The sequence below is a fragment of the Leptothoe sp. PORK10 BA2 genome (genome assembly GCF_034932105.1).
Classification (GTDB): Bacteria; Cyanobacteriota; Cyanobacteriia; order Phormidesmidales; family Phormidesmidaceae; genus Leptothoe.
The window spans coordinates 1-19382 of sequence record NZ_JAYGIG010000055.1 but is presented as its reverse complement, the minus strand read 5'-3'; the positions used below and the strand labels follow the sequence as shown (position 1 = coordinate 19382).

The window sequence follows — 19382 nt, the reverse complement described above, 5'->3', positions numbered from 1 at the left end:
TGTCTTTTCCCAATCCGCTTTACTGACCTCGGGAATCGATGGGAGAGCCTTGTCTTTCATCCGCTTACTCTAGCAGGTACTCTGCTGATTGAAACTCTCACAACTCAGACCCCCTGAATGCTTACCTACATTCAATAGGATTTAAAGTATGTTGTGGATTCAGTCGATGAGGGTTTGGGTAAGGCCCATAAGGATTGCCATAAAGCTGTAGTAAGATTGTAGTGAGTTTCGCGAATTGTACTATTCTGTTGTGTATGTCTATATAGCTTATAAGGTTAATTTTTTGCTTGCTTGAACAACTATTGAGAGGATGTCCACGGATGAAATGGTCAGTCATTGCCGCATACTTTAATCAAGAGCATGTTGATAAGAAACTTTGGTTATGTAGTCATATTTCTAATGAAAAGTACGACTTTGAATTGATAGCTCGCTCTACGCCGATTACCAACTGGCACGATAGGAAGCTGAAATTTACTACTCCGTCACAGTGGTTGCTTCACTGGAATCATGCGGCAGCGGCTTTGAATAGCGATGCAGATGGAGTTATTACGTTATTCCCCCAGTTGCCAGCTGTCATCGGTTGGCAGAAGCTGTTGAGAAGGTCTAAAAAACCTATTGTAGCTTGGACATTTAATATTGGTAACTATCAGGTAGGACCTATTCGTCTTTGGATGGCTCGGTGTGGCCTACGACAAATCGATCGATTTGTCGTACACAGTCGTCAAGAGATCGAGATATACAGTAATTGGTTAAATATTCCCGAAAGCCGATTTGAGTTTGTGCCGTTTCCCTGTTCTGGTATTGATGCCAGGTTCGAAGAAAATACGGAAAATCCGTTTGTTGCTGCCCTAGGATCGGCCCATCGAGACTTCCCTTGTCTATTTCAGGCTGTGAAGGAATTGAATCTGCCTACTGTTGTTGCGGCAGGGCGTTCTGCCCTAGAAGGGATTACCATTCCGGAACAAGTGAAAACACCCTTTGGTATTTCAAGGCTAGATTGCTATCAAATAGCGCAGGAGTCTCGGATCAATGTTGTACCTTTAGAGCCTAAGCCTGATGTAACTGCGGCTGGTCATGTGACTGTAATAGAAGCTATGCACATGCGGCAGGCTCTGATTGTCAGTGACTGCTACCGTATGAGTGATTATGTTCAGCATGGCGAAACGGGGTTGTTGGTAAAGCCCGGTTGTGTGGAAAGTTTGAAAGAAGCGATTATGTTGCTGTGGAATGATCCGGAGTTGCGAAATCGCCTAGGCCGAAATGCCCAAGCTTATGCTCAGAAACACTTCTCTGACGAGGGTGCAGCGCGCTGCCTGGAGAGGATTTTAGATGACGTTACGGGGCGCAATGCTACCGTGACGCCGTCTTCTTTGCCGTCTTCTGGGGCAGCTGTTTCATCCGAGGGGTAGCTACGCCAGCTCTTATTTGGCTTGTTCTACTCAGTTGAACAATGTGCTCCATGTCATGGCTTTGGTAATTGAATGTAAGTAGGTTGGTCTAATCATTTATAAGATGGAAGATCAGGAGTTTGACTTCATCGAATGTGCCCCCAAACCCCTAATCTTGGGGGCTTTTAGTCTAGTCTCCCCCAGTATTGGGGGATGGAAGGGGGCCTCGGAGTCTGAAGCCTAATTTGGATAACCTACTTATTGTGCAATTGCCTAAGGCTGGTCTACTAAAGCAGCTATGGATATCTCTTCGGCCGACCAACCTCTAATCGTCGTCTTCCCATACTTCAAAAGAATCTACATCGATGGCAGGGGTATTGGTTGGGGGGCTAAATTGGTCGAGGGTATTTCCTAGGGTATTTTCCAATGCTTTATTTAGTGGGCTGAGTCGCTTTTTGGCTTTGGAGACCTGTTGGTTGAGCTGGGTTCGTAATCCCTGGGTCTTGTCCTGGATCTGCCGAGTCTTATCCTGGATCTGCTGATTGAGATCCTCGGTGAGCCACTTTTCCTGGGCGTAGTTTGATAGCCCTTGGGTGCGCTGTTGTACCTGCTCGGCTAGGGCTTGGGCTGTGGTTTGCCAGTCTTGTGGGTCTAGGGGGATGGCTTCATCGGTAAAATATTCTGCCTGCTCAACGGATGGAGCCGACACCATAATTCGTTTTCGTCCAGCACTAATAATGGCATCGGGAGCTAAGCCGTACAATCCGGGTTGGTGGGGCTGGGTAAATAGATATTTCACCACTGTACCCTGGCGTTCAAACCGATAGTCCACAATTTGGCCGACGCAGTTGCCCGTGTCCGTCCATACTTCTAACCCCACCATGGGCTGGGCTGCAGTGGAGGGTGTTGCTGTCCCTTGGCCGCGTAGAACAATACTATCTTGGCCAATGTTGGCGACTTGGCTCCAGCTGTAGATCGGTCGTTGCCGCTGCCACAGGGGGCCTTTGCCCACCAGTCCTACCACTTGGCCCTGGGCTAAATTTACCAGTAGACTGTCTACTAATCCCAGCTCATTGGTGGTGTCATAGTCGAGCATTAAGCGGCCGAGTAGCGACCCTTGTTGTAGGACAGACTCATCAGCCATGGGAGAAAATTTATAAAACGTCTGTATCTGAAGTTATAGCATTCCTGCTTACTGTTCTGAGCTGTTGGGACGGGATGTCATGTGGTGTTGCTCTCCTCGCCGTATAGTGAAAGCAACACCGCAAATTGGCTGATCTTTAAGGCCTATGTTAATTCTGTTGGGTTTTCCCCCTACTTGTCTACCCCCCGCTTTATAGAATGGAGTGGAAGAAACTCGTGGGTCTAGGAACTATGGATATCGCAATCAAGCGTCCTATTCTGGTTGGTGGTTTGGGGTTAAGCGCCAGCCTGTGGCTATTGGATGTGGTGCATCATGTGCCCATGGATGGGTCGCTTGTGCTGGGTGTGATCTCACTAGGTTTCGGTCTATGGTGGTTTCGTCAACAGAGTCAGCGGATTGCCGTTCCCACGATTCCCCAACAGGTAATGGTTCAACGCGAGACGATTGACCAGGCCCTGGGACGTGTCGACCAGCTGATTGATCAGTTACTAACTGAAGACAGTCAGTCAGCCGCCCAAGCAGAAATTTACCGCACCGAACACGATGTGCTGCTCGACAGTCTGGAGCGCACTCGTCTAACCGTTGCGATTACAGGCAATAAAGCGACGGGTAAGACAACCCTGCTCAAGCATTTACAAATAGCCGAGCCCTCTGCTCCACCCCTGATTACCTTTGGCGAGGCCACCCAAGATGCTGACTTGGTGCTGCTGCTGATTGCAGGCGATATGACAGCGTCTGAGTTAAAACGACTGGAAACGCTAATTTCTGAAGGTCATCAGGTGTTGGTGGTGCTGAATAAGCAGGACCAGTACACTCCCATGGATAAAGCTGTCGTGCTGGACCGCATTAAGCAGCGGGTGGCCGAGCGGGGGGTGGAGGTGGTTGCGATCGCAGCAAACCCCAACCCAATCAAAGTGCGTCGCCATGAAACCTCGGGCGAAGTGACGGAAACCTTTGAGCAGCCTGCGGCCGATGTAGCCGCCTTGGCTCAGCAGCTGGAGGCATTCACCCTGGAACCCGCTCCCCTGGTTATGGCCACCACCCTGCGCCAAATTACAGACCTACGGCAGCGCATCATCCACACACTTAACGAGTATCGTCGCCAAAAGGCCATGTCCGTCATCGAGCAAATGCAGTGGATCGCCGCTGGTACTGCTTTTGCCAATCCCATCGCCACCGTCGATCTGCTGGCCACAGCCGCCATTAATGGCCAGCTAGTGCTGGATCTGGGGGGCATTTATGGGCAAAAATTCTCCATGGACCAGGCCAAAGCCGCCGCCGGTACCATCGCCGAACTGACGGTTAAGCTGGGCCTGGTGGAACTGGCCTCCCAAGCCCTGGGCACCATTCTCAAAAGCCATGTCACCACCTACTTGGCCGGGGGGGCACTACAGGGGGTGAGTGCGGCCTATCTCACCCGTTTAGCCGGTCTCACCCTGATTGATTACTTCGAAGAGCAGAGTTTGTTAGAGGCCACCGAGCTTGACTTTGCCGGGCTGGGCAGTCGTCTCCAATCCCTGTTCCAGCAAGCCCGCCAAGGCTTAGCTCTGAAGGACTTTGTCACCCAGGCATTGCCCCATTTGCCCAAGGCTAGTCCTATTGCCAGCTAGGCCCTATTTACCATGACTGACCCAGTGTTGATTCAGGATGGGGCTGATGTGGCTAGGGATGGGACGACTCCGACCCAAACGACTAGAGACGTTAGCCCGAACCAAGCCCATCCCCTGGTGGACCAAGCCCGGGAGAGTTTGCGACAAACCATTGATCGCTACATTCCCCAGTTAGAGCTCACCCGTTCAGATGCCGATGAACTGAAGCGGCAGGCGGCGGTCAAATCCGGCATTGACCAGCTGACGGCCCTGTTAAACAAACTAGACAGCACCCTCCTACGGGTAGCCGTGTTTGGACTGGTTAGCCGAGGCAAGTCCGCTGTGCTCAATGCCCTGGTGGGCGAAAAAATTCTCGAAACTGGTCCTTTGAATGGCGTTACCCAGTGGCCCCGCTCTATTTATTGGACTCCGGCGGTGGCTGAGGGGGAGACCCCCCTCAAAATTGAGCTGATTGATACCCCCGGTTTAGATGAAATTGAAGGGGCAGAACGGGGACAGATGGCCCAGGATGTGGCCCAGCAGGCAGACTTAATTTTGTTTGTGGTGGCGGGCGATATCACAAATACTGAATACACCGCTTTGAAAACGCTTTACCAGACGCGTAAACCGCTACTGCTGGTGTTTAACAAAACGGACCTGTATCCAGATACGGATCGTCAGGCTGTTTATGACAATCTGAGCCGTCTCCAGACCCAGTTAACCCAGCCCCTGAGCGAGGACAGTACCGCTGAGAAAATAACGAGTCCAGCATCGGATATCCCCATTGTGGATGATGTTATTTTGGTGGCGGCAGAACCCTCACCGCTAAAGGTGCGTGTCGAATGGCCCGATGGTCGAGTAACGGAGGCATGGGAGACACCGCCGCCGGAAATTGCCCCCCTCAAAACAGTCCTAATTGACTTATTTCAAACAGAAGGACCTACCCTGGTGGCGCTCAACACCCTGCACCAGGCTAACCAGGTGGACACCACCTTGGCCACTGCCACGGCAGCCCTCAACCAGGCCGCTGCCGACGATATTATCTTGCAATTTGCAAAATATAAGTCCGCTGCCGTCGCCTTAAACCCGGTGGCGGTACTTGACCTGCTGGGAGGGGTGGCTTCTGACCTCGTGATGATCCGCAATCTGGCCAAGCTCTATGGCTTTCCCATGACCAACTTTGAAGCGAGTAAGCTCTGGCAGGCCATTGTTCGCAGTTCGGGCACGCTGCTCCTCAGTGAGTTAGGCAGTGGGTTGATCTTGGGCCTGGGGAAAAGTGGCGCAGCCCTGTGGAGTATGGTGGATGGGGCTTCTGGGCTGACGGCCTATGCGGGGGCCATGGGAGCCCAGGCCGTTGCCGCTGGCTATGGCACCTATGCGGTAGGGCAGGCGGCCCGCCTGTATCTGGAACAGGGGTGTTCCTGGGGCCCCCAGGGCATTAAAACCCTGATGCGGACGATTGTGGACAATGCTAAGACAGATACCGCTCTGGAACGGTTGCAACAGGAAGTCCGACAGTCGGTGGTGGAACAGTATCAGAAAAAAGCTGAATAGTCGTGGTCGGCTTTGTAACTCCTGGGCCTATGGCCACAGGGGCAAGGCTATAGGCCCAACTGGGAGATTTGTCTGGCTAGCTGAAAGTCCAGGTCTGTTAGACCTTGGGCATCGTGGGTGGTTAACGTTATGGAGACTTGGTTGTAGCTGACGGTAATGTCAGGGTGGTGGCCCAGTTGTTCGGCGGGTTCCACCAGGCTATTGACAAATGCGATCGCGTCTACAAACCCTTCAAATGTGCGCGTATGGTATAGACGGGTGCCATCGGTGGTCCAGTCGGATAATGGCCGCATCCGTAGACGAATTTCGATCCCACTGAGGTGGGTCGGTGCATTTTTGGCAGTAACGCTTGCCTGGGGCCATGGGGTTACCTTGGGCCGATGAGGGCCTAGCACCTGACCTTCCAAGTTGGCCAATAACAGTAAACTCAGCACTTAATTCAGTTAACCTCAACTAATTTTATTCAGTATGCCTGACCCAACGTTCCGTTAGGGGGTGGGCAGGGAGCAACGGGTTTTTAAGCCGTGTACATTTTGGTGAGGCCTAAGTTGGCCAATCCTTTGCGATAGGCGATGGAGGTTTTATCGGCTGGGATGTGATATTCGGTGCTTAGGTCTAGGGGTAAATCTTCTGGATATTGGGCCTCTACCACCTCTTTGTCTTCTGAAAAAATTTGCCGATTAAACTCATAGACCGGTTCTAGGGGCTGGTCTTGGTCAAAATTGCGACACAGTGGCGAAAATAGCCGGGTCTTACGGGCTGATATGGGTGATGGGGCATTCAAAATGCAGAGCCGTCCCCCGGCGGGAAAATGCACCCGTAAAATAGCGGCAAATGGCAAAAACACATCAAACACCCGCAGCCATTCAAAATCCTGGGGAGCGCGATGCTGTAATGCTTTGGGAAAATTGCTGACGGTGCTGACATATTCTGCCCGCAGTCCGTGGGGGGTGGGGGTGACCGTATAGGGGGGGACCACCGGATTATCGCGGTTGGCAAAGGCTTCATGGTGTACCCAGGCAAAGTGGGCCACATCGAGAAAGCCTTCCATTTGGCGGCCAACGGCGGCGTTGATGGCCATACTGTCGGGCAAAATGGGCTGATAGTCGGGGTGTCCCATTCGGGGAGCTGGGGCAGGTTGGCATCGCTACCATCCCCTGCCAGGGTGGTCCACACTAAGCCGTAGGCTTCGCGGACGGGATAGGTTTTTAGGCACAGCCGCTGGGAGATGGTGGCCTGGGGATTGGCCGGTATGAGGGTACAGGCGCCGCTGGCATCGTAGTGAAAGCCGTGGTACTTACAGATCAGCTGGTCGTTTTCCACATGGCCCATGCTCATGGGGACGCCCCGATGGAGGCAGAGGTCGTTGGCCACTGACAGGCCCTGGCTGGTGCGCCAAATGACTAGACGTTGGTCTAGGAGTGTTGCTGCGATGGGTCGATCGGTGATGGTGTGGCTAAAGGCGATGGGAAACCAGAAGGGTGCGATCGCATCCCAATCTTCCTGGGAAAATGTGCATCCACGCGGATAGTGAGCCATAGATTTAATCCACCTTACTAAAACCATAGATATGTCTAGATATATCCACAGATATCTCCAGCCATATCTACGGCCTAACACTCTGTCCGTAAAAAATCACCTATTGCTAGGGTCCTCGACTGAAACCAGCCTGTCCGTAACCGATGTGACCATTTGCTAGGGTAGTTTTAAGGCCCGTTGATGGCACCCAGGGGCGATGCATTTATTGGGTTCGGGGCGATATTGACCTAAACCTGCACTACAATTCTTTTAGCTCCTAAATCAAATCTATAAGAGAAAAATATCGTTATCAGTGGTTACATTTCTTAAAAAAAGTACATAATAGTTGCTGACCCCATACGTTAGGTTTCGGCTGTCGTAGCCATTGAAATCGATCACTGAACAGGAATGACATCCTTCGTGCTAGGCAATTTACCATTTCCAGGACAGGGCGGTGATCAAGTCGTAAGCAAGGTGGTTAGTACTGCCATAGCTGCCTTGTTTAAGCGTACAGGTAAGCTAGATGCTACCGTTCGAGCCGAGCCTGTAGCTAAGCTACTCCAGGGAAGTGTTGATGGCTTTGATTTTATCGGCCACAGCATGCTGATGTATAACGGGCTGCGGATTAAAGCCCTAGAGCTCTTTGTCCAGGCCGTATCCATTGACTTTGGTGCTGTATTTAAAGGCCAAGTTCGACTTAAGCAGCCAACCCAGGCGTCCCTGCGGGTTGTGCTGACGGAAGAGGACCTGACCAGTTCATTCAATACGCCCTTTGTGGTCGAGAAGCTTCAGCAGATGACGTTTGAGGGGCAACCCCTGCATTTTAGCTCCACTGAAATGAGCCTAAATGACGATACATCCGTGACCCTTGAAAGCAAAATCTGCATTGGCAATGAGACCATCCCCCGATCGGTCAACCTGACTGCGAAGGTTGAAGTTTATGACCGAACCAAGATTGCCTTTGTAGATGCTGTCTACTACGGTACGGATAAGGACATTGCCTTAGGCCAGGCGATTGTCGAACACGTCAATGACCTAATGGATCTAGATTCTTTTGCCCTAGATGGTACTCAGCTACGCGTTGACAAAGTGAGGATGCGTAATAAGGAGCTGATTTTCTACGGTATTGCCCACATTAATCAGTTTCCCCAGAAGAAATAGGTATACCTATACGGTTAAAGCCCTTGCCTCAAGGGCTTCTGGTTATGAACAGTCTGATATAGGCTATTTGCCTCAATTGGTCGCTCTAGTTCCCTCAGGGCTACCAATATTCAAACCATTCTCCCCTTTGGCTAGATTACTAACCCAATAAATGTTGTCCATGTCTCAATGGTCCTTTGACCTTAGGCAAACTTTGGACATAACGGGTTTGCCCTGGGTATACCCCCTTGTCCCCACGAAGGATAACCCCTGCGGTGGCAAAGTTTCCCTGGAGAGTTCAAAATTGGTCAACCTGGATCAGAAAATTTCGACTATTTGCTCATGACGAAACGACCGATTAATAGCTACGACCATTACCACGCCCATGTTTATTTCGATGAAAGTTCCGTGGCCCATGCCTCTTCTATCTGTCAGGAGGCTGGGGATCGTTTTGGGGTAAAGGTGGGTCGAGTCCACCAAAAGCTGGTCGGACCTCACCCTTGCTGGAGTTGCCAACTCGCCTTTGATCACGCCCAGTTTGATGAAGTAATTCCATGGCTCGAAAAAAATCGCGGACATTTGACGGTGTTTGTCCATGCCCTAACCGGAAATGATTTAGAAGATCACACCACCCACGCTTCCTGGCTGGGCAATCCCGTGGCACTTAATCTATCAATTTTCAGGGCTTAACCGTCATGGCAGCTCTCTCTTGGCAAGATTGTTTATCTAAGCTCCAGTGAGGACTTTCCGGAACACAACCTTATCATCACCCACAGCATAAAAATCTCGAATTCGAGCCTCGGCTTCATAACCACACTTTGCGTAGAACGCCCGTGTCCGCTCAAATTCAGGTACTCCAGATGTATCTATGATTAACATCCTCCCACTACGAGCCGTTACCTCCTGCTCGACAAACTGCAGTAGCCTTGTCCCACGACCTTGTTCTTGACGATCAGGATGGATCAAAATCATCTGCAAGTTCCATGTCCCGTCTGCCATGCGCTCAGGCTCACAGTAAGCTACACCGACTGGACCATCGTCATTATCTGTTAGCCAAAAACTATCGTTATCCTTGCTGCTTTCAAATGTCTCAGTCAGCATCTGACGCAACAACTCTAATCCATCGGGCGGAAACAATCCGGTTGCCTCAGCCAAGGCTATCAGAGCGACTGTATCTTCGGATTTGCTCGGTCGAATCATATTCGGTCGAATTATAGAGGACAGCCATCTTCACATTAGTCCATGGTATCCGCGTTGGGCTCTTTGTTACGATCTTGGGTTAATGGATCAACACCACCTATGGTTTCTGGATTCGTGTCAGATAGAGAAATAATAAAAAAGGAGATAAGCGTGATGCTTACCTCCCGGTGCGTGAGCAAACTTTTTTAGGGAAATTTCCTAATGGAACGATGGGCTGTGGCGAATTAGTTCCATAAACTCCTGACGCGTGCGAGCATCTTCAGCAAACACCCCTTGCATTGAACTGGTGACGGTCCAAGAACCTGGCTTTTGCACACCGCGCATGACCATACACATGTGAGATGCTTCGACGACAACTGCTACTCCTTGAGGTTGTAAAAGACCCTGGAGAGCGTTAGCAATTTGTTGGGTTAGCCGTTCTTGCACCTGCAACCGTCGTGCATACATTTCACAAATACGGGCAATTTTTGATAATCCAATCACCTTGCCATTGGGAATGTAGGCAACATGGGCACGGCCTAGAATCGGCAAGATATGGTGTTCGCAAGAACTGAACAAATTAATATCACGTACCAGTACCATTTCATTGGCGTCTTCATGGAAAACGGCTCCATTAAGCAGTTCATCCAGGGACTGATGATAACCAGAGGTTAAAAATTTGAGGGCTTTGACCACACGTTTTGGTGTGTCGCGTAAACCTTCACGGTCGGGGTCTTCTCCTAAGCCTAGAAGCAGTGTTCGCACGGCTTGTTGCATGTCTTCGTCTGAGACAGGGGCTTTTGCTTCGGTACTGATTAACTGGTTACGAATGGCGTCGGGTGAAATGGATAAGGTCATGAATAACTAGTGGGTAAATTTTGGGTAATTTATCAAGATGTTGAGCGATCGCAAACCGATCAACCCCCTTCAGCTAAGGACTGAAAGACTGGATGTAGCTAATTGCCGTATGGACAATTGCCCGTCAGGGTAGTTTCACCACTCCCCTGACAAATTGTGAAAATCAGGCCAGACAAGCTGCCAGCTCTTGCTTAATGTCATCGCCATTGAGCTGTCGCCCGATAAAAATAAGCTGGTTTCGAGGTGGGGTGTGCCATTCTTCACCGTCAATGGAAAAGCGTGGGCCGCTTAGCTGAAAAATATTGCGCAGTTCACTTTCCTCAAACCAGAGAATTCCTTTTGCCCGAAAAACATTCTTTGGAAGTTTGTTTTGCAAAAAGTGTTCAAATTTTTTGACATGAAAGGGACGATCACTCTCAAATGCGATGGAGACAAATCCATCATTCTCGAGATGGGCAGAATGGTGGTGATGGTGTTCATGATGCTCGTGCCCATGATGCTCATGCCCGTGATGCTCGTGCCCGTGATGCTCGCGTGCCGTTTGCTCGATTTCTTCTTGCACTAGTTCAGCGTAATCTTCGGGATCGTTGTACCCCACATCTAAAATTAGCTGCAGGGGTACCTGACCCTGCTGACTGTGCAAAATCCTTGCCCCCTCTTTAACGCTACTAAGATACTCTTCTAACGTCTTTACCTGGTCCGATGACACTAGATCGACTTTGTTTACAATTGTAACATCAGCGTAGGTAATTTGCTTCAAGGCTGCCGCGCTTTCAAAATGATCGGGCGTGAAGGTTTCCGCATCCACCATGGTGATAATGGAATCTAGACGGGTGAGATCCCGCAGTTCTGTACCCAAAAAGGTAAGAATAATCGGCAGCGGATCAGCCACACCCGTAGTCTCAATCACCAAGTAATCGATGCGGTCATTCCGCTCTAGCACTCGATAAACAGCATCCACTAGATCGTCGTTGATGGTGCAACAAATGCAGCCATTGCTAAGCTCAACCATATCTTCATCCATGGTCACTAATAGCTGACTGTCGATGTTGATATCACCAAATTCATTAACTAGAACAGCAACCTTTAGGTCTTTGTTGTTGCTCAGAATATGGTTCAACAGCGTTGTCTTACCACTACCGAGAAATCCGGTGATAATGGTGATGGGCATTCCTCTTTTGGTGCTCAAAGGGGGGGATGAGGCTTTCATGCGATAAACTCCGGAAGCAACAAGATAAGTTAGGGATTTAGGCGGTATACAGCAGACAGCTGGGTAAGCGTTAGGACATTTACAAGGCTAGCTTTCGAGTATTGGGTGCGAGCATAGCCAACAGAAAAATAGCGAATTGAACGGTGACAATGCTGGGACCCGACGGTAAATCGAAAAAGGCAGAAACCGTCATGCCAATGGCGGCTCCTAAAGCACCCAGGCTCGCCGAAATTAGGATGTACTGAACAAAGTTGCGGCTGAGAAGACGGGCGGCGCAGGCGGGAATCACCACAAACGCACTAATCAACAAAACGCCGATGGCCTTAATGGAAATGCCCACCACCAGGGATAGCAATACGATGAACGCTGTACGCTGGGCAGACACAGACACCCCCCGAGCAATGGCCATGGATTCATGGAGTGTCAGGAGAATTTGGGAGCGCAACGTTAGGCTCATAAATATGACACATATTACCAGTAGCACACCGCTAAAGATTAAGTCAGTAGTTCGCATAGCCAGGATATCACCAAACAACAGATGGGTGATGCCGCCCTTGTAGTCATCACGAAAACTGAGCAAGATAATGCCAATGGCCAGGGACGATGAGTAAACAATGTTCAACAGAGCATCGGTCCAGAGACGGGTGTGTTCCAGAAAGTAAGTCACCCCCAATGCAAAAAGAACCGCAAAGGGTAACAACACCCAGCCCGGATCCAGTCCCAGCAAGAAGCCAATGCTGATGCCCAACAGGGCTGAGTGTCCCAGGGTATCACTAAAGAAAGAAAGCTGTCGGAGAACGGTAAAGCTACCCATTAAGCCGCCCATAAATCCAGTTAGAACGCTGCCTATCAGTGCCCGGTGCATAAAGGGCAGTTGAAACAGTTCAATCACACGGGTAAATTCAGCCTGGATCGTCATGATGAAGAGATTAACAAGAATGGTGATAGCGAACAAACTCAGGGCTATAGGCCAGGGATAGGTTCTCTGGTGTGAGAGAATGGTCTGGAGTTCCCTGGCAGAGCAAGGTGCGATTGATACAAAGGACGCGATCGCAACTGCGACGCACCATATCCAGATCGTGGGAAACCTGCAAAATTGCCCATCCCTGCTCTTTTTTCAGCTGATGCAGCAACCGGTAAAATTCCGATTCGTTACGCACATCCAATCCGGCTGGAGCCTCATCCAGAATCAGCAGACGGCGAGGACGCACCAAACAATAGGCCAGCAATACGCGCTTTAGCTCTCCCCCTGACAAAGCGCTCACAAGCTTATGACGCAAATGCCAGGCGTCCACTTGGGTCAATGCCTGCTGCACTGCGTGACGGCGTGCCTGTCCACCGGACCAGGGCAGCTGTATGCCCAGCCGATCCCAGCCCAGCCCTATCAACTCGTTGACTGTAATAGGAATGCGGCGATCAAACAGAAAATTCTGAGGCAGATAGGCAATCTGCTGTCTCACCGCCATTGGCAATTTGCCTTTAGGAGAAAGCGGCTGCCCCAGAACAAACACCTCCCCCGACTGGCGTGGCAAAATGCCCAGTATGGCCTGGATTAGGGTACTTTTTCCAGCTCCGTTAGGACCCACAATCGCGGTATCCATGCCAGCAGGCACCGTAAACGATACCTTCTGAACCGCTGCATAGGCCTCTCGGTAAACCGTCAACTCGTTGACGACTAAAACTGGATCGTTCAACTGTTCTCTCCTGGCCCCATAAAATCATCCTTCATATTACAGCCACCAATTGATGACGGCCACCAGTGGAGGTGCCGAGAACGGATACCAGGATTGGGTCGATGCCCCAAAGCCATTGGCCAGATTCTCAGCATTCTGACGCATGGTTGCCAGATAGTAGTCTGGCTCTATCGCCTCTGGAGGACCTACTTCAAGGGGGTCAAACTCACTCACGCCAATGGAGAGATCTTGTGCAATCGCCTTAAAAGAAGATTCTCCAGCTTGGGGTTCGGTCATAATAGTTTTTAGACCTTCCGCCTGCACTGTGTCCATCACCCGCTTGACATCGTCTGGAGATGGATTCTCTTCGGGAAGACCCACCAGAACATCGGCTTCTAGTCCATAGCTACTGGCAAAATAGGCGGCAAAGTCATGAAACACCACAAATGTCTGTCCGGCAAAGGGGGACAACATTTTTGTAATGTCAGCATCTAATGTCTGTAGTTCAGTAATAAATTCAGCCGCGTTGGCGGTGTATTCAGCCTCTCCTTCTGGATCGGCGGCAATCAAACCATCGCGAATATTTTCCACCTGTTCAATAGCTCGCTTGGGGTCCAGCCAGACATGAGGATCGAATTCACCATGAGCATGTTCGTCCGCATGGGCTGCTGCTTCGCCATGATCATCATGGCCTGCTTCAGCGTGGTCGTCGTGGGCCTTTTCTTCAGCATGGTCATCATGACCTGCTTCAGCGTGATCGTCGTGGGCCTTTTCTTCAGCATGGTCGTCATGACCTGCTTCAGCGTGATCGTCGTGGGCCTTTTCTTCAGCATGGTCGTCATGGCCTGCTTCGCCACCACTGACAAACGTAGCAATCTCCTCGCTAGAGTCGATCGTGACCAGATCGGGATTTTCCGCATTCTCGATCATGTCATCTAAAAAGAACTCCATTTCCAAACCGTTTTTGACCAACACGTCCGCATTGGTAACTGCCTGAATATCGCTGGGTTTGGCCTGGAAGTCATGGGGACCTACATTGGTGGGTAGTAGCTGTACCACCTCAGCGCGATCGCCCGCCACCGCCTTAGTGAACTGGGTCATGGGCAAAAATGTAGTGACCACCTGCAATGAGGCTTCAGGGGCCGCCGCTTCTGAAGGTTCTGCTTCGCTGGTGGCCGTAGGAGCAGTTGTACAACCGCCCAGAGTAACGATTGCACCCAGCGCCATAATCGATAACTGTTGTACCTGTCGTTGAAAACTCAATCTAGACATAACTGTTCTCCTTTGAAAAACTATTTTGATTCTTTAGGTGTTGCCTTGTTATGGACGTAAAGCTAGGGCCGCATCTTTAGCGAAATAGGTCAAAATCAAGTCGGCTCCAGCTCGTTTCATACTGGTTAGGGTCTCTAGCATGACGGCTTTTTCATCAATCCAGCCCTGCTGCGCCGCTGCTTTCACCATGGCATATTCACCGCTGACGTTATAAGCAGCAACAGGTAAATTGGTGTGTTGTTTAATGCGGCAAATCACATCTAAATAGGCCAGAGCCGGTTTCACCATGACGATGTCCGCTCCTTCTTCAATATCGAGATCCACCTCTTTCAGGGCTTCTCTGGAGTTGGCCGCATCCATCTGATACGTCTTTTTATCACCAAACTTGGGGGCAGAATCCAGGGCATCGCGAAATGGGCCATAGTATGCTGATGCATATTTAGCGGAATAGGCGAGAATGCCGACATTAATCCAGCCTGCTGCATCTAATGCCCGACGAATCTCCCCCACACGACCGTCCATCATATCTGATGGGGCCACAAAATCAGCCCCTGCCTCAGCCTGCACCAGGGCCTGCTTGACGAGGACTGCAACGGTTTCATCGTTGAGAATTTGACCATTTTGGACAATGCCGTCATGGCCCTCGGTACTATAAGGGTCAAGCGCCACATCGGTAATCACCAGCAGCTCGGGAAGAGCCTGCTTGAGGGCACGCACTGCCCGAGGGATCAAACCATCTGGGTTATAGCTCTCGGTGCCAGCGTTGTCTTTTTGATGATGGGGAATTAGTGGGAACAGGGCAATGGCTCCAATGCCTAACTCCCATACCGCTTTTACTTCTTCCATCAATAGATCTAGGGAGTAGCGAAAACAGTTGGGCATCGACGGTATAGCCTCTTTCTGCCCCTCACCTTCCATGACAAACAGGGGATAAATCAGATCAGCGGTGGTTAGCACCGTCTCTTGCACCATACGGCGTAGTGTACTGGTACGGCGCAGACGCCGGGGACGATGTACTTGGCCACCAGTACTATTAGCGGGTGCAGCTTCCACCATCGCTTCAGCCGCATCTGTGGCGGTTTGGAGGGGCGCTGACGTAGGTGACAGAGATGTGGATGACATAGGATGGAAACCCGGTATGATAATGATTATCACTCTCGGATATCTTACATCAGTTTTTCCAGTTTTTCAAAATTGACGCGATAGCGCCAGTGCTGACTTGTCAGTTCGCAATTCTTAAAAAATCCATGACTCAGGTTCACTGTACTCGGGCTCAAACAACGGTACTGCAGTTACTACGGCAGCAGCCTGAACCGATCTCGGCTCAGGCGTTATATACGCTGATCAAGAAACATCAGCGGATTGGTTTAGCAACGGTATATCGAGCCCTGGATGCGCTAAAGCGTATGGGCAAGGTGCAGCATCGGGTAACGCTGACGGGCGAGACCCTCTACAATGCCGTGGAGCGGGACCGTCACTACATGACCTGTTTGGACTGTGGACAATCGTTTCCTCTAAATGCGTGCCCTTTGAAAGGGCTAGAGTTTTCACTCCAGCACTCCAGCTCCTTCACAATCTACTATCACACCCTCGAATTCTTTGGTCTTTGCGAACCCTGCACGGTACAGGATCGGTGAAGCACAGTTACGGTTCTCCTATAGCCCAAGGTGCATGTGCCAAAGGCGTAGGGCAAGAGAAATCTGGGACTGAGACATCTCAATCCCATTGAATCTTTTGGGTATCAATCTGGCCCAGCGATATCGAGAACTGGTGATTCCCTACCTGGCATCTCAGTCTGATTGGTTTCGCCAGATCTACTATGGCAGACTGCGTTTATTTGGTTTGCCTATGACTTCCTGATTGGAGAACAACATCATGGCTTCGCTGTTCATTCTGGCCCATGTTGAAGCTGCCAACCGATTAACAACCTTGCTGGATGGTCAGCAATTCCGGCTGCGATCGCAACCGGAATTGCGATCGCCTATGCCTTCGGTGCCGTGCATGCCCTTTCTCCTGGTCACGGCAAAACTCTGGTAGGGGCGTGGCGGTGATGGGATAAGGGGCTTTCACCCTGCTCTATCTCCGACTTAGATGCATTGAACTCCAGCCAAAACGCTGCATTGCAGACGTCATTTTTCCTGAGATACGTTTCTTTAAAGGGGTCGTCTTCAAGTAAAAATACGCTTGAGCGCAGGAATACGATTTAGTACAAGACGGTCTAACACCAGCACAAGAATCAGTGAAATACCTACCAAGGGAAATAAAAGTCCCAAAACGGCTGTAATTACCAGTGGAAGCTGCCAACTTTGTGCGTAGGGTAACATTTCTGGAGCACCGATCAGCCCAGATCCTCTAGGACGACGCTGCCACCACATAACAGTTCCGGTAATCGAAAGCAACATCGTAATTAACGATGCAAATAGCATTAGCAATTGGTTTGCTAAACCAAAGTATTTTCCCATGTGAATAGAAATCCCCATCTCCACCGCTTTGGGGACTAATGCATAGTCTTCCCAACGCACATCTGCCAAGACTTGTCCACTGTACTGGTCAATGTGCATTGTCACTTCTTGAGTCGGATCGTTGGGAAATGCAGATACAGTGTACACGCCTGTTTCCCCTTCAGGAAAGACAACATTATAACCAGGGGGTGCGCCTTTAGCTTGAGCCAGGGTAATCACAGAGTCAATGCTGACGGGTTCACTAGCGGCAACGCCCTGCTGGGAAATTGTAGAATCGGCATGATTTGAGTGATTGTTGTGTGCAGACGCAGTAGATTGGGGGATCGGTAGCTGTCCTACTGCCCAAGGTACTACCTGTCCTCGCTGATTCAGAGAACCCGTCAATACGGTTGATTGAGGAACGTCATCCCACATTTGAGCTGGAAATTTTCCCCACACCTGGGCAAACGTGTCTCCCCAAAAACCGGTCCAGGGTAAACCTGTAAGAATTAAAAAACCGATTAGAAGAACGCCATAAAATCCAGGAACCGCGTGTAAGTCTCGCCAAAAAATTCGTTTGTTCTTGCTCCACAGGCGCGGAACAAAGGTTCCTAAGATAGAAAACTGATGGCGTGGTAGCCATAAGTAAAGCCCTGTGAGCAAAAGAACCAATGCCCAACAGGCTGCCAATTCAACAATGTAATCACCCAGTTTCCCGATCAGTAATTCTCCATGAATCTTTCGTGCGATCGCCTGTAAGTTGTTGTCCTCATCGCGATTGCCTAGCACCTTCCCGGTGTAAGGGTTTACAAATATCATCAGATTACGCTCATCAGCCGTTGTCAGCAGCACCTCTGTACTGCGATCAGGGGCAATATTCGGCATAACTTGAGTAACCGTTGCATCAGGGTATGCCTTTTCAGCAAACTTTATCTGCTCTGAGTAAGCTAGGGTAGCCGCACCAGGCTGTACGAACATCAGGTTGTGGTACATCGCTGCATCCAACTGTGGCTTGAAAAGATAAATGATGCCTGTTGCTGCCAGAATGAGCATGAAAGGTATGACAAATAACCCAGCATAGAAGTGCCAACGCCACACTGTACGGTAAAACCGATTGCCAGGGGATTCAGATGTTGAGGTTTGATTGAAAACACTCTTAGATTCGGTCATGCCACAACCTTTCCCTAAACTAAATTACCTAGGCAACGTACTTGACTGGGAAAAGTTTGTCAAAAGACAGGTGGTCACACTTCCAAGTCCATCGGCCCTGGTTTTGTTGCTGAGTGCGATGGCCGAATGCCGGTCTTTGACCATCGCACTACACCAAATCGCCTACGGGTTAGTGCTTATAGGTGGCTTTAGCCTTGGGCTGGCATCCGTGCTTACTAGCCTGGGATTAGCCGCCGTTTATGGACAACAGTGGCTTGAAAACTCCCTCTTGGGATCTGGAATTATACAGCGGCTGTCAGTGGTCAGCGCTCTGGCAACAGTCTGTATTGGCCTCGGTCTGACCACAATGGCGATGATGGGATAAAGCATGGAGATAAACCAGGCGCTAGCATCCTGAATCTTATGAAGTGCCACCTGGCGAGCTTGGAGCTTGGGAATCTGCCCAAAAAATTAGGCCTTAAGAACCCAACTTCCAGCTCCAACGAGTAAACTTGATTCAATAAAAAAAATCCCGAGATATTCCTAAGAATATTTCTTCTTGTTGACCCACTCCTCTACCTGCTCAATTGACTGCAGTTTTATGAGTTCAGGATTAGTAATAATTTTGGTAATTATCTCTTTCATTAAATTCATGGATTCTGACACAATGCTTGGTGGTACAGTCTGTTTTCTTCCATGTACAATAGCAGAACGCCAATCGTAAATTCTCTTAACTCTCTTTTCTGAATTAAGCCTGTCTGAAAGATTTTCAGCCACAATAGACGCAGTAAATTCAGATAATCTGCCTCGAATTGAAGAAGATCTACTTTCTTTCTGATCAGACAATAGGGTTTCGAGCGCAAAATTGAATTGAACAAGAGATTTAGCAGGATTTTTATCTCGAAGGCCTCTGCCTACCCAATCAATCGAGGATAATATACTCTTATGCCAGTCACTAGGTGATTCTTGCTTCAGAGCTGCCCAAATCCAACTATGACCATAGTCTTTTCAATACTGGTTATAATCCGTTTCATTGAGGCGTATTTTGCCATCGAAGAAAAATGGACTGTCTAATGGAAGAGGAAATACATTATCTTGAAATGAAGAATTATAAGAAATGCCTTCAGATGATATTAATAACTGGACAGTGACAAGTTTCTGTTTTGCTTCTGCCCCGTTCTCAAGCGGCTAAATCAGGTGGGTCAAGGGTTTTAGACATCTCAGTTTTATTAGCCAGTAATTTAGTCAAAAGTAGAGTGGGTCTACT

20 protein-coding genes and 1 pseudogene are annotated in these 19382 nt (G+C 49.8%); 9 read left to right on the top strand and 12 right to left on the bottom strand.

The genetic code is table 11. The annotated features are described in order from the left end of the window. Positions 1 to 320: 320 nt before the first annotated feature. Complete coding sequence (locus tag VB741_RS12485; protein ID WP_323365513.1) at positions 321 to 1409, top strand: glycosyltransferase family 4 protein; 1089 nt, start codon at positions 321 to 323, stop codon at positions 1407 to 1409. Positions 1410 to 1713: 304 nt separating this feature from the next. Here the strand turns inward: VB741_RS12485 and VB741_RS12480 are convergent, their stop codons facing one another. Next, positions 1714 to 2532: a hypothetical protein gene (locus VB741_RS12480; RefSeq protein WP_323365512.1), complete on the bottom strand. Its 819-nt coding sequence runs from the start codon at positions 2530 to 2532 to the stop codon at positions 1714 to 1716. A 230-nt stretch (positions 2533 to 2762) separates the two neighbouring features. Between VB741_RS12480 and VB741_RS12475 the strand changes: the two genes are divergently transcribed. Then, entirely contained in the window at positions 2763 to 4142 is a 1380-nt protein-coding gene (locus VB741_RS12475) for a slr1306 family protein (RefSeq protein ID WP_323365511.1), read from the top strand. A gap of 12 nt (positions 4143 to 4154) precedes the next feature. Continuing rightward, complete coding sequence (locus VB741_RS12470; protein ID WP_323365510.1) at positions 4155 to 5675, top strand: GTP-binding protein; 1521 nt, start codon at positions 4155 to 4157, stop codon at positions 5673 to 5675. A gap of 47 nt (positions 5676 to 5722) precedes the next feature. On the opposite strand, the gene VB741_RS12465 is transcribed toward VB741_RS12470, so the two are convergent. Both VB741_RS12465 and VB741_RS26355 read right to left on the bottom strand, forming a co-directional pair. Next, on the bottom strand, positions 5723 to 5986 hold the full coding sequence (locus VB741_RS12465; RefSeq protein WP_442786348.1) for a 4a-hydroxytetrahydrobiopterin dehydratase: 264 nt from the start codon (positions 5984 to 5986) through the stop codon (positions 5723 to 5725). A 206-nt stretch (positions 5987 to 6192) separates the two neighbouring features. Further along, positions 6193 to 7241: pseudogene (locus tag VB741_RS26355) on the bottom strand (Rieske 2Fe-2S domain-containing protein). 360 nt (positions 7242 to 7601) lie between these two features. On the opposite strand from VB741_RS26355, the gene VB741_RS12450 reads away from it, so the two are divergent. Together VB741_RS12450 and VB741_RS12445 are read left to right on the top strand one after the other, a co-directional pair. After that, positions 7602 to 8354 (top strand): LmeA family phospholipid-binding protein, encoded by a 753-nt coding sequence (locus VB741_RS12450; RefSeq protein WP_323365507.1) that lies wholly within the window; start codon positions 7602 to 7604, stop codon positions 8352 to 8354. Between the two features lie 321 nt (positions 8355 to 8675). After that, positions 8676 to 9023, top strand: coding sequence for a DOPA 4,5-dioxygenase family protein (locus VB741_RS12445; RefSeq protein ID WP_323365506.1), 348 nt, complete (start codon positions 8676 to 8678; stop codon positions 9021 to 9023). A 36-nt stretch (positions 9024 to 9059) separates the two neighbouring features. On the opposite strand, the gene VB741_RS12440 is transcribed toward VB741_RS12445, so the two are convergent. From VB741_RS12440 to hemB, 7 genes are all read right to left on the bottom strand, one after another. Beyond that, positions 9060 to 9533: a GNAT family N-acetyltransferase gene (locus VB741_RS12440; RefSeq protein ID WP_323365505.1), complete on the bottom strand. Its 474-nt coding sequence runs from the start codon at positions 9531 to 9533 to the stop codon at positions 9060 to 9062. Between the two features lie 198 nt (positions 9534 to 9731). Further along, positions 9732 to 10370 carry a GTP cyclohydrolase I FolE gene (gene folE / locus VB741_RS12435; protein WP_323365504.1) on the bottom strand — a complete coding sequence of 213 codons (639 nt, stop codon included), beginning with the start codon at positions 10368 to 10370 and terminating at the stop codon, positions 9732 to 9734. Between the two features lie 163 nt (positions 10371 to 10533). After that, on the bottom strand, positions 10534 to 11580 hold the full coding sequence (locus tag VB741_RS12430; protein WP_323365503.1) for a GTP-binding protein: 1047 nt from the start codon (positions 11578 to 11580) through the stop codon (positions 10534 to 10536). 79 nt (positions 11581 to 11659) lie between these two features. Next, positions 11660 to 12499: a metal ABC transporter permease gene (locus tag VB741_RS12425; RefSeq protein ID WP_323365502.1), complete on the bottom strand. Its 840-nt coding sequence runs from the start codon at positions 12497 to 12499 to the stop codon at positions 11660 to 11662. A 10-nt stretch (positions 12500 to 12509) separates the two neighbouring features. Further along, positions 12510 to 13274, bottom strand: coding sequence for a metal ABC transporter ATP-binding protein (locus tag VB741_RS12420; protein WP_323365501.1), 765 nt, complete (start codon positions 13272 to 13274; stop codon positions 12510 to 12512). Between the two features lie 36 nt (positions 13275 to 13310). Beyond that, positions 13311 to 14525, bottom strand: coding sequence for a metal ABC transporter solute-binding protein, Zn/Mn family (locus VB741_RS12415; protein ID WP_323365500.1), 1215 nt, complete (start codon positions 14523 to 14525; stop codon positions 13311 to 13313). Positions 14526 to 14573: 48 nt separating this feature from the next. Beyond that, positions 14574 to 15581: a porphobilinogen synthase gene (gene hemB, locus VB741_RS12410; protein WP_442786347.1), complete on the bottom strand. Its 1008-nt coding sequence runs from the start codon at positions 15579 to 15581 to the stop codon at positions 14574 to 14576. A gap of 191 nt (positions 15582 to 15772) precedes the next feature. On the opposite strand from hemB, the gene VB741_RS12405 reads away from it, so the two are divergent. The 3 genes from VB741_RS12405 (at position 15773) to VB741_RS12400 (ending at position 16562) form a co-directional block, all read left to right on the top strand. Next, positions 15773 to 16162, top strand: a complete 390-nt coding sequence (locus VB741_RS12405; protein ID WP_323365498.1) for a Fur family transcriptional regulator — start codon at positions 15773 to 15775, stop codon at positions 16160 to 16162. Between the two features lie 88 nt (positions 16163 to 16250). Next, positions 16251 to 16385 carry a DUF2396 family protein gene (locus VB741_RS26350; RefSeq protein ID WP_442786346.1) on the top strand — a complete coding sequence of 45 codons (135 nt, stop codon included), beginning with the start codon at positions 16251 to 16253 and terminating at the stop codon, positions 16383 to 16385. A gap of 15 nt (positions 16386 to 16400) precedes the next feature. Then, positions 16401 to 16562, top strand: coding sequence for a hypothetical protein (locus tag VB741_RS12400; RefSeq protein WP_323365497.1), 162 nt, complete (start codon positions 16401 to 16403; stop codon positions 16560 to 16562). Positions 16563 to 16693: 131 nt separating this feature from the next. Here the strand turns inward: VB741_RS12400 and VB741_RS12395 are convergent, their stop codons facing one another. Further along, on the bottom strand, positions 16694 to 18136 hold the full coding sequence (locus tag VB741_RS12395; protein WP_323365496.1) for a PepSY-associated TM helix domain-containing protein: 1443 nt from the start codon (positions 18134 to 18136) through the stop codon (positions 16694 to 16696). Between the two features lie 70 nt (positions 18137 to 18206). On the opposite strand from VB741_RS12395, the gene VB741_RS12390 reads away from it, so the two are divergent. Next, the gene (locus VB741_RS12390) at positions 18207 to 18500 is read left to right on the top strand and encodes a hypothetical protein (protein WP_323365495.1); all 294 of its coding nucleotides are present in this window, start codon (positions 18207 to 18209) and stop codon (positions 18498 to 18500) included. A gap of 158 nt (positions 18501 to 18658) precedes the next feature. On the opposite strand, the gene VB741_RS12385 is transcribed toward VB741_RS12390, so the two are convergent. Continuing rightward, the gene (locus VB741_RS12385; RefSeq protein WP_323365494.1) at positions 18659 to 18961 is read right to left on the bottom strand and encodes a hypothetical protein; all 303 of its coding nucleotides are present in this window, start codon (positions 18959 to 18961) and stop codon (positions 18659 to 18661) included. Between the last annotated feature and the right edge of the window lie 421 nt (positions 18962 to 19382).

Bases quoted from the DNA above. Each gene is read 5' to 3' on its own strand.
- VB741_RS12400 (WP_323365497.1), top strand. From the start codon at position 16,401: ATGGCTTCGCTGTTCATTCTGGCCCATGTTGAAGCTGCCAACCGATTA.
- VB741_RS12480 (WP_323365512.1), bottom strand. From the start codon at position 2,532: ATGGCTGATGAGTCTGTCCTACAACAAGGGTCGCTACTCGGCCGCTTA.
- VB741_RS12405 (WP_323365498.1), top strand. From the start codon at position 15,773: ATGACTCAGGTTCACTGTACTCGGGCTCAAACAACGGTACTGCAGTTA.
- folE (WP_323365504.1), bottom strand. From the start codon at position 10,370: ATGACCTTATCCATTTCACCCGACGCCATTCGTAACCAGTTAATCAGT.
- VB741_RS12485 (WP_323365513.1), top strand. From the start codon at position 321: ATGAAATGGTCAGTCATTGCCGCATACTTTAATCAAGAGCATGTTGAT.
- VB741_RS12415 (WP_323365500.1), bottom strand. From the start codon at position 14,525: ATGTCTAGATTGAGTTTTCAACGACAGGTACAACAGTTATCGATTATG.
- hemB (WP_442786347.1), bottom strand. From the start codon at position 15,581: ATGGTGGAAGCTGCACCCGCTAATAGTACTGGTGGCCAAGTACATCGT.
- VB741_RS12445 (WP_323365506.1), top strand. From the start codon at position 8,676: ATGACGAAACGACCGATTAATAGCTACGACCATTACCACGCCCATGTT.
- VB741_RS12395 (WP_323365496.1), bottom strand. From the start codon at position 18,136: ATGACCGAATCTAAGAGTGTTTTCAATCAAACCTCAACATCTGAATCC.
- VB741_RS12430 (WP_323365503.1), bottom strand. From the start codon at position 11,580: ATGAAAGCCTCATCCCCCCCTTTGAGCACCAAAAGAGGAATGCCCATC.
- VB741_RS12425 (WP_323365502.1), bottom strand. From the start codon at position 12,499: ATGACGATCCAGGCTGAATTTACCCGTGTGATTGAACTGTTTCAACTG.
- VB741_RS12440 (WP_323365505.1), bottom strand. From the start codon at position 9,533: ATGATTCGACCGAGCAAATCCGAAGATACAGTCGCTCTGATAGCCTTG.
- VB741_RS12470 (WP_323365510.1), top strand. From the start codon at position 4,155: ATGACTGACCCAGTGTTGATTCAGGATGGGGCTGATGTGGCTAGGGAT.
- VB741_RS12475 (WP_323365511.1), top strand. From the start codon at position 2,763: ATGGATATCGCAATCAAGCGTCCTATTCTGGTTGGTGGTTTGGGGTTA.
- VB741_RS12450 (WP_323365507.1), top strand. From the start codon at position 7,602: ATGACATCCTTCGTGCTAGGCAATTTACCATTTCCAGGACAGGGCGGT.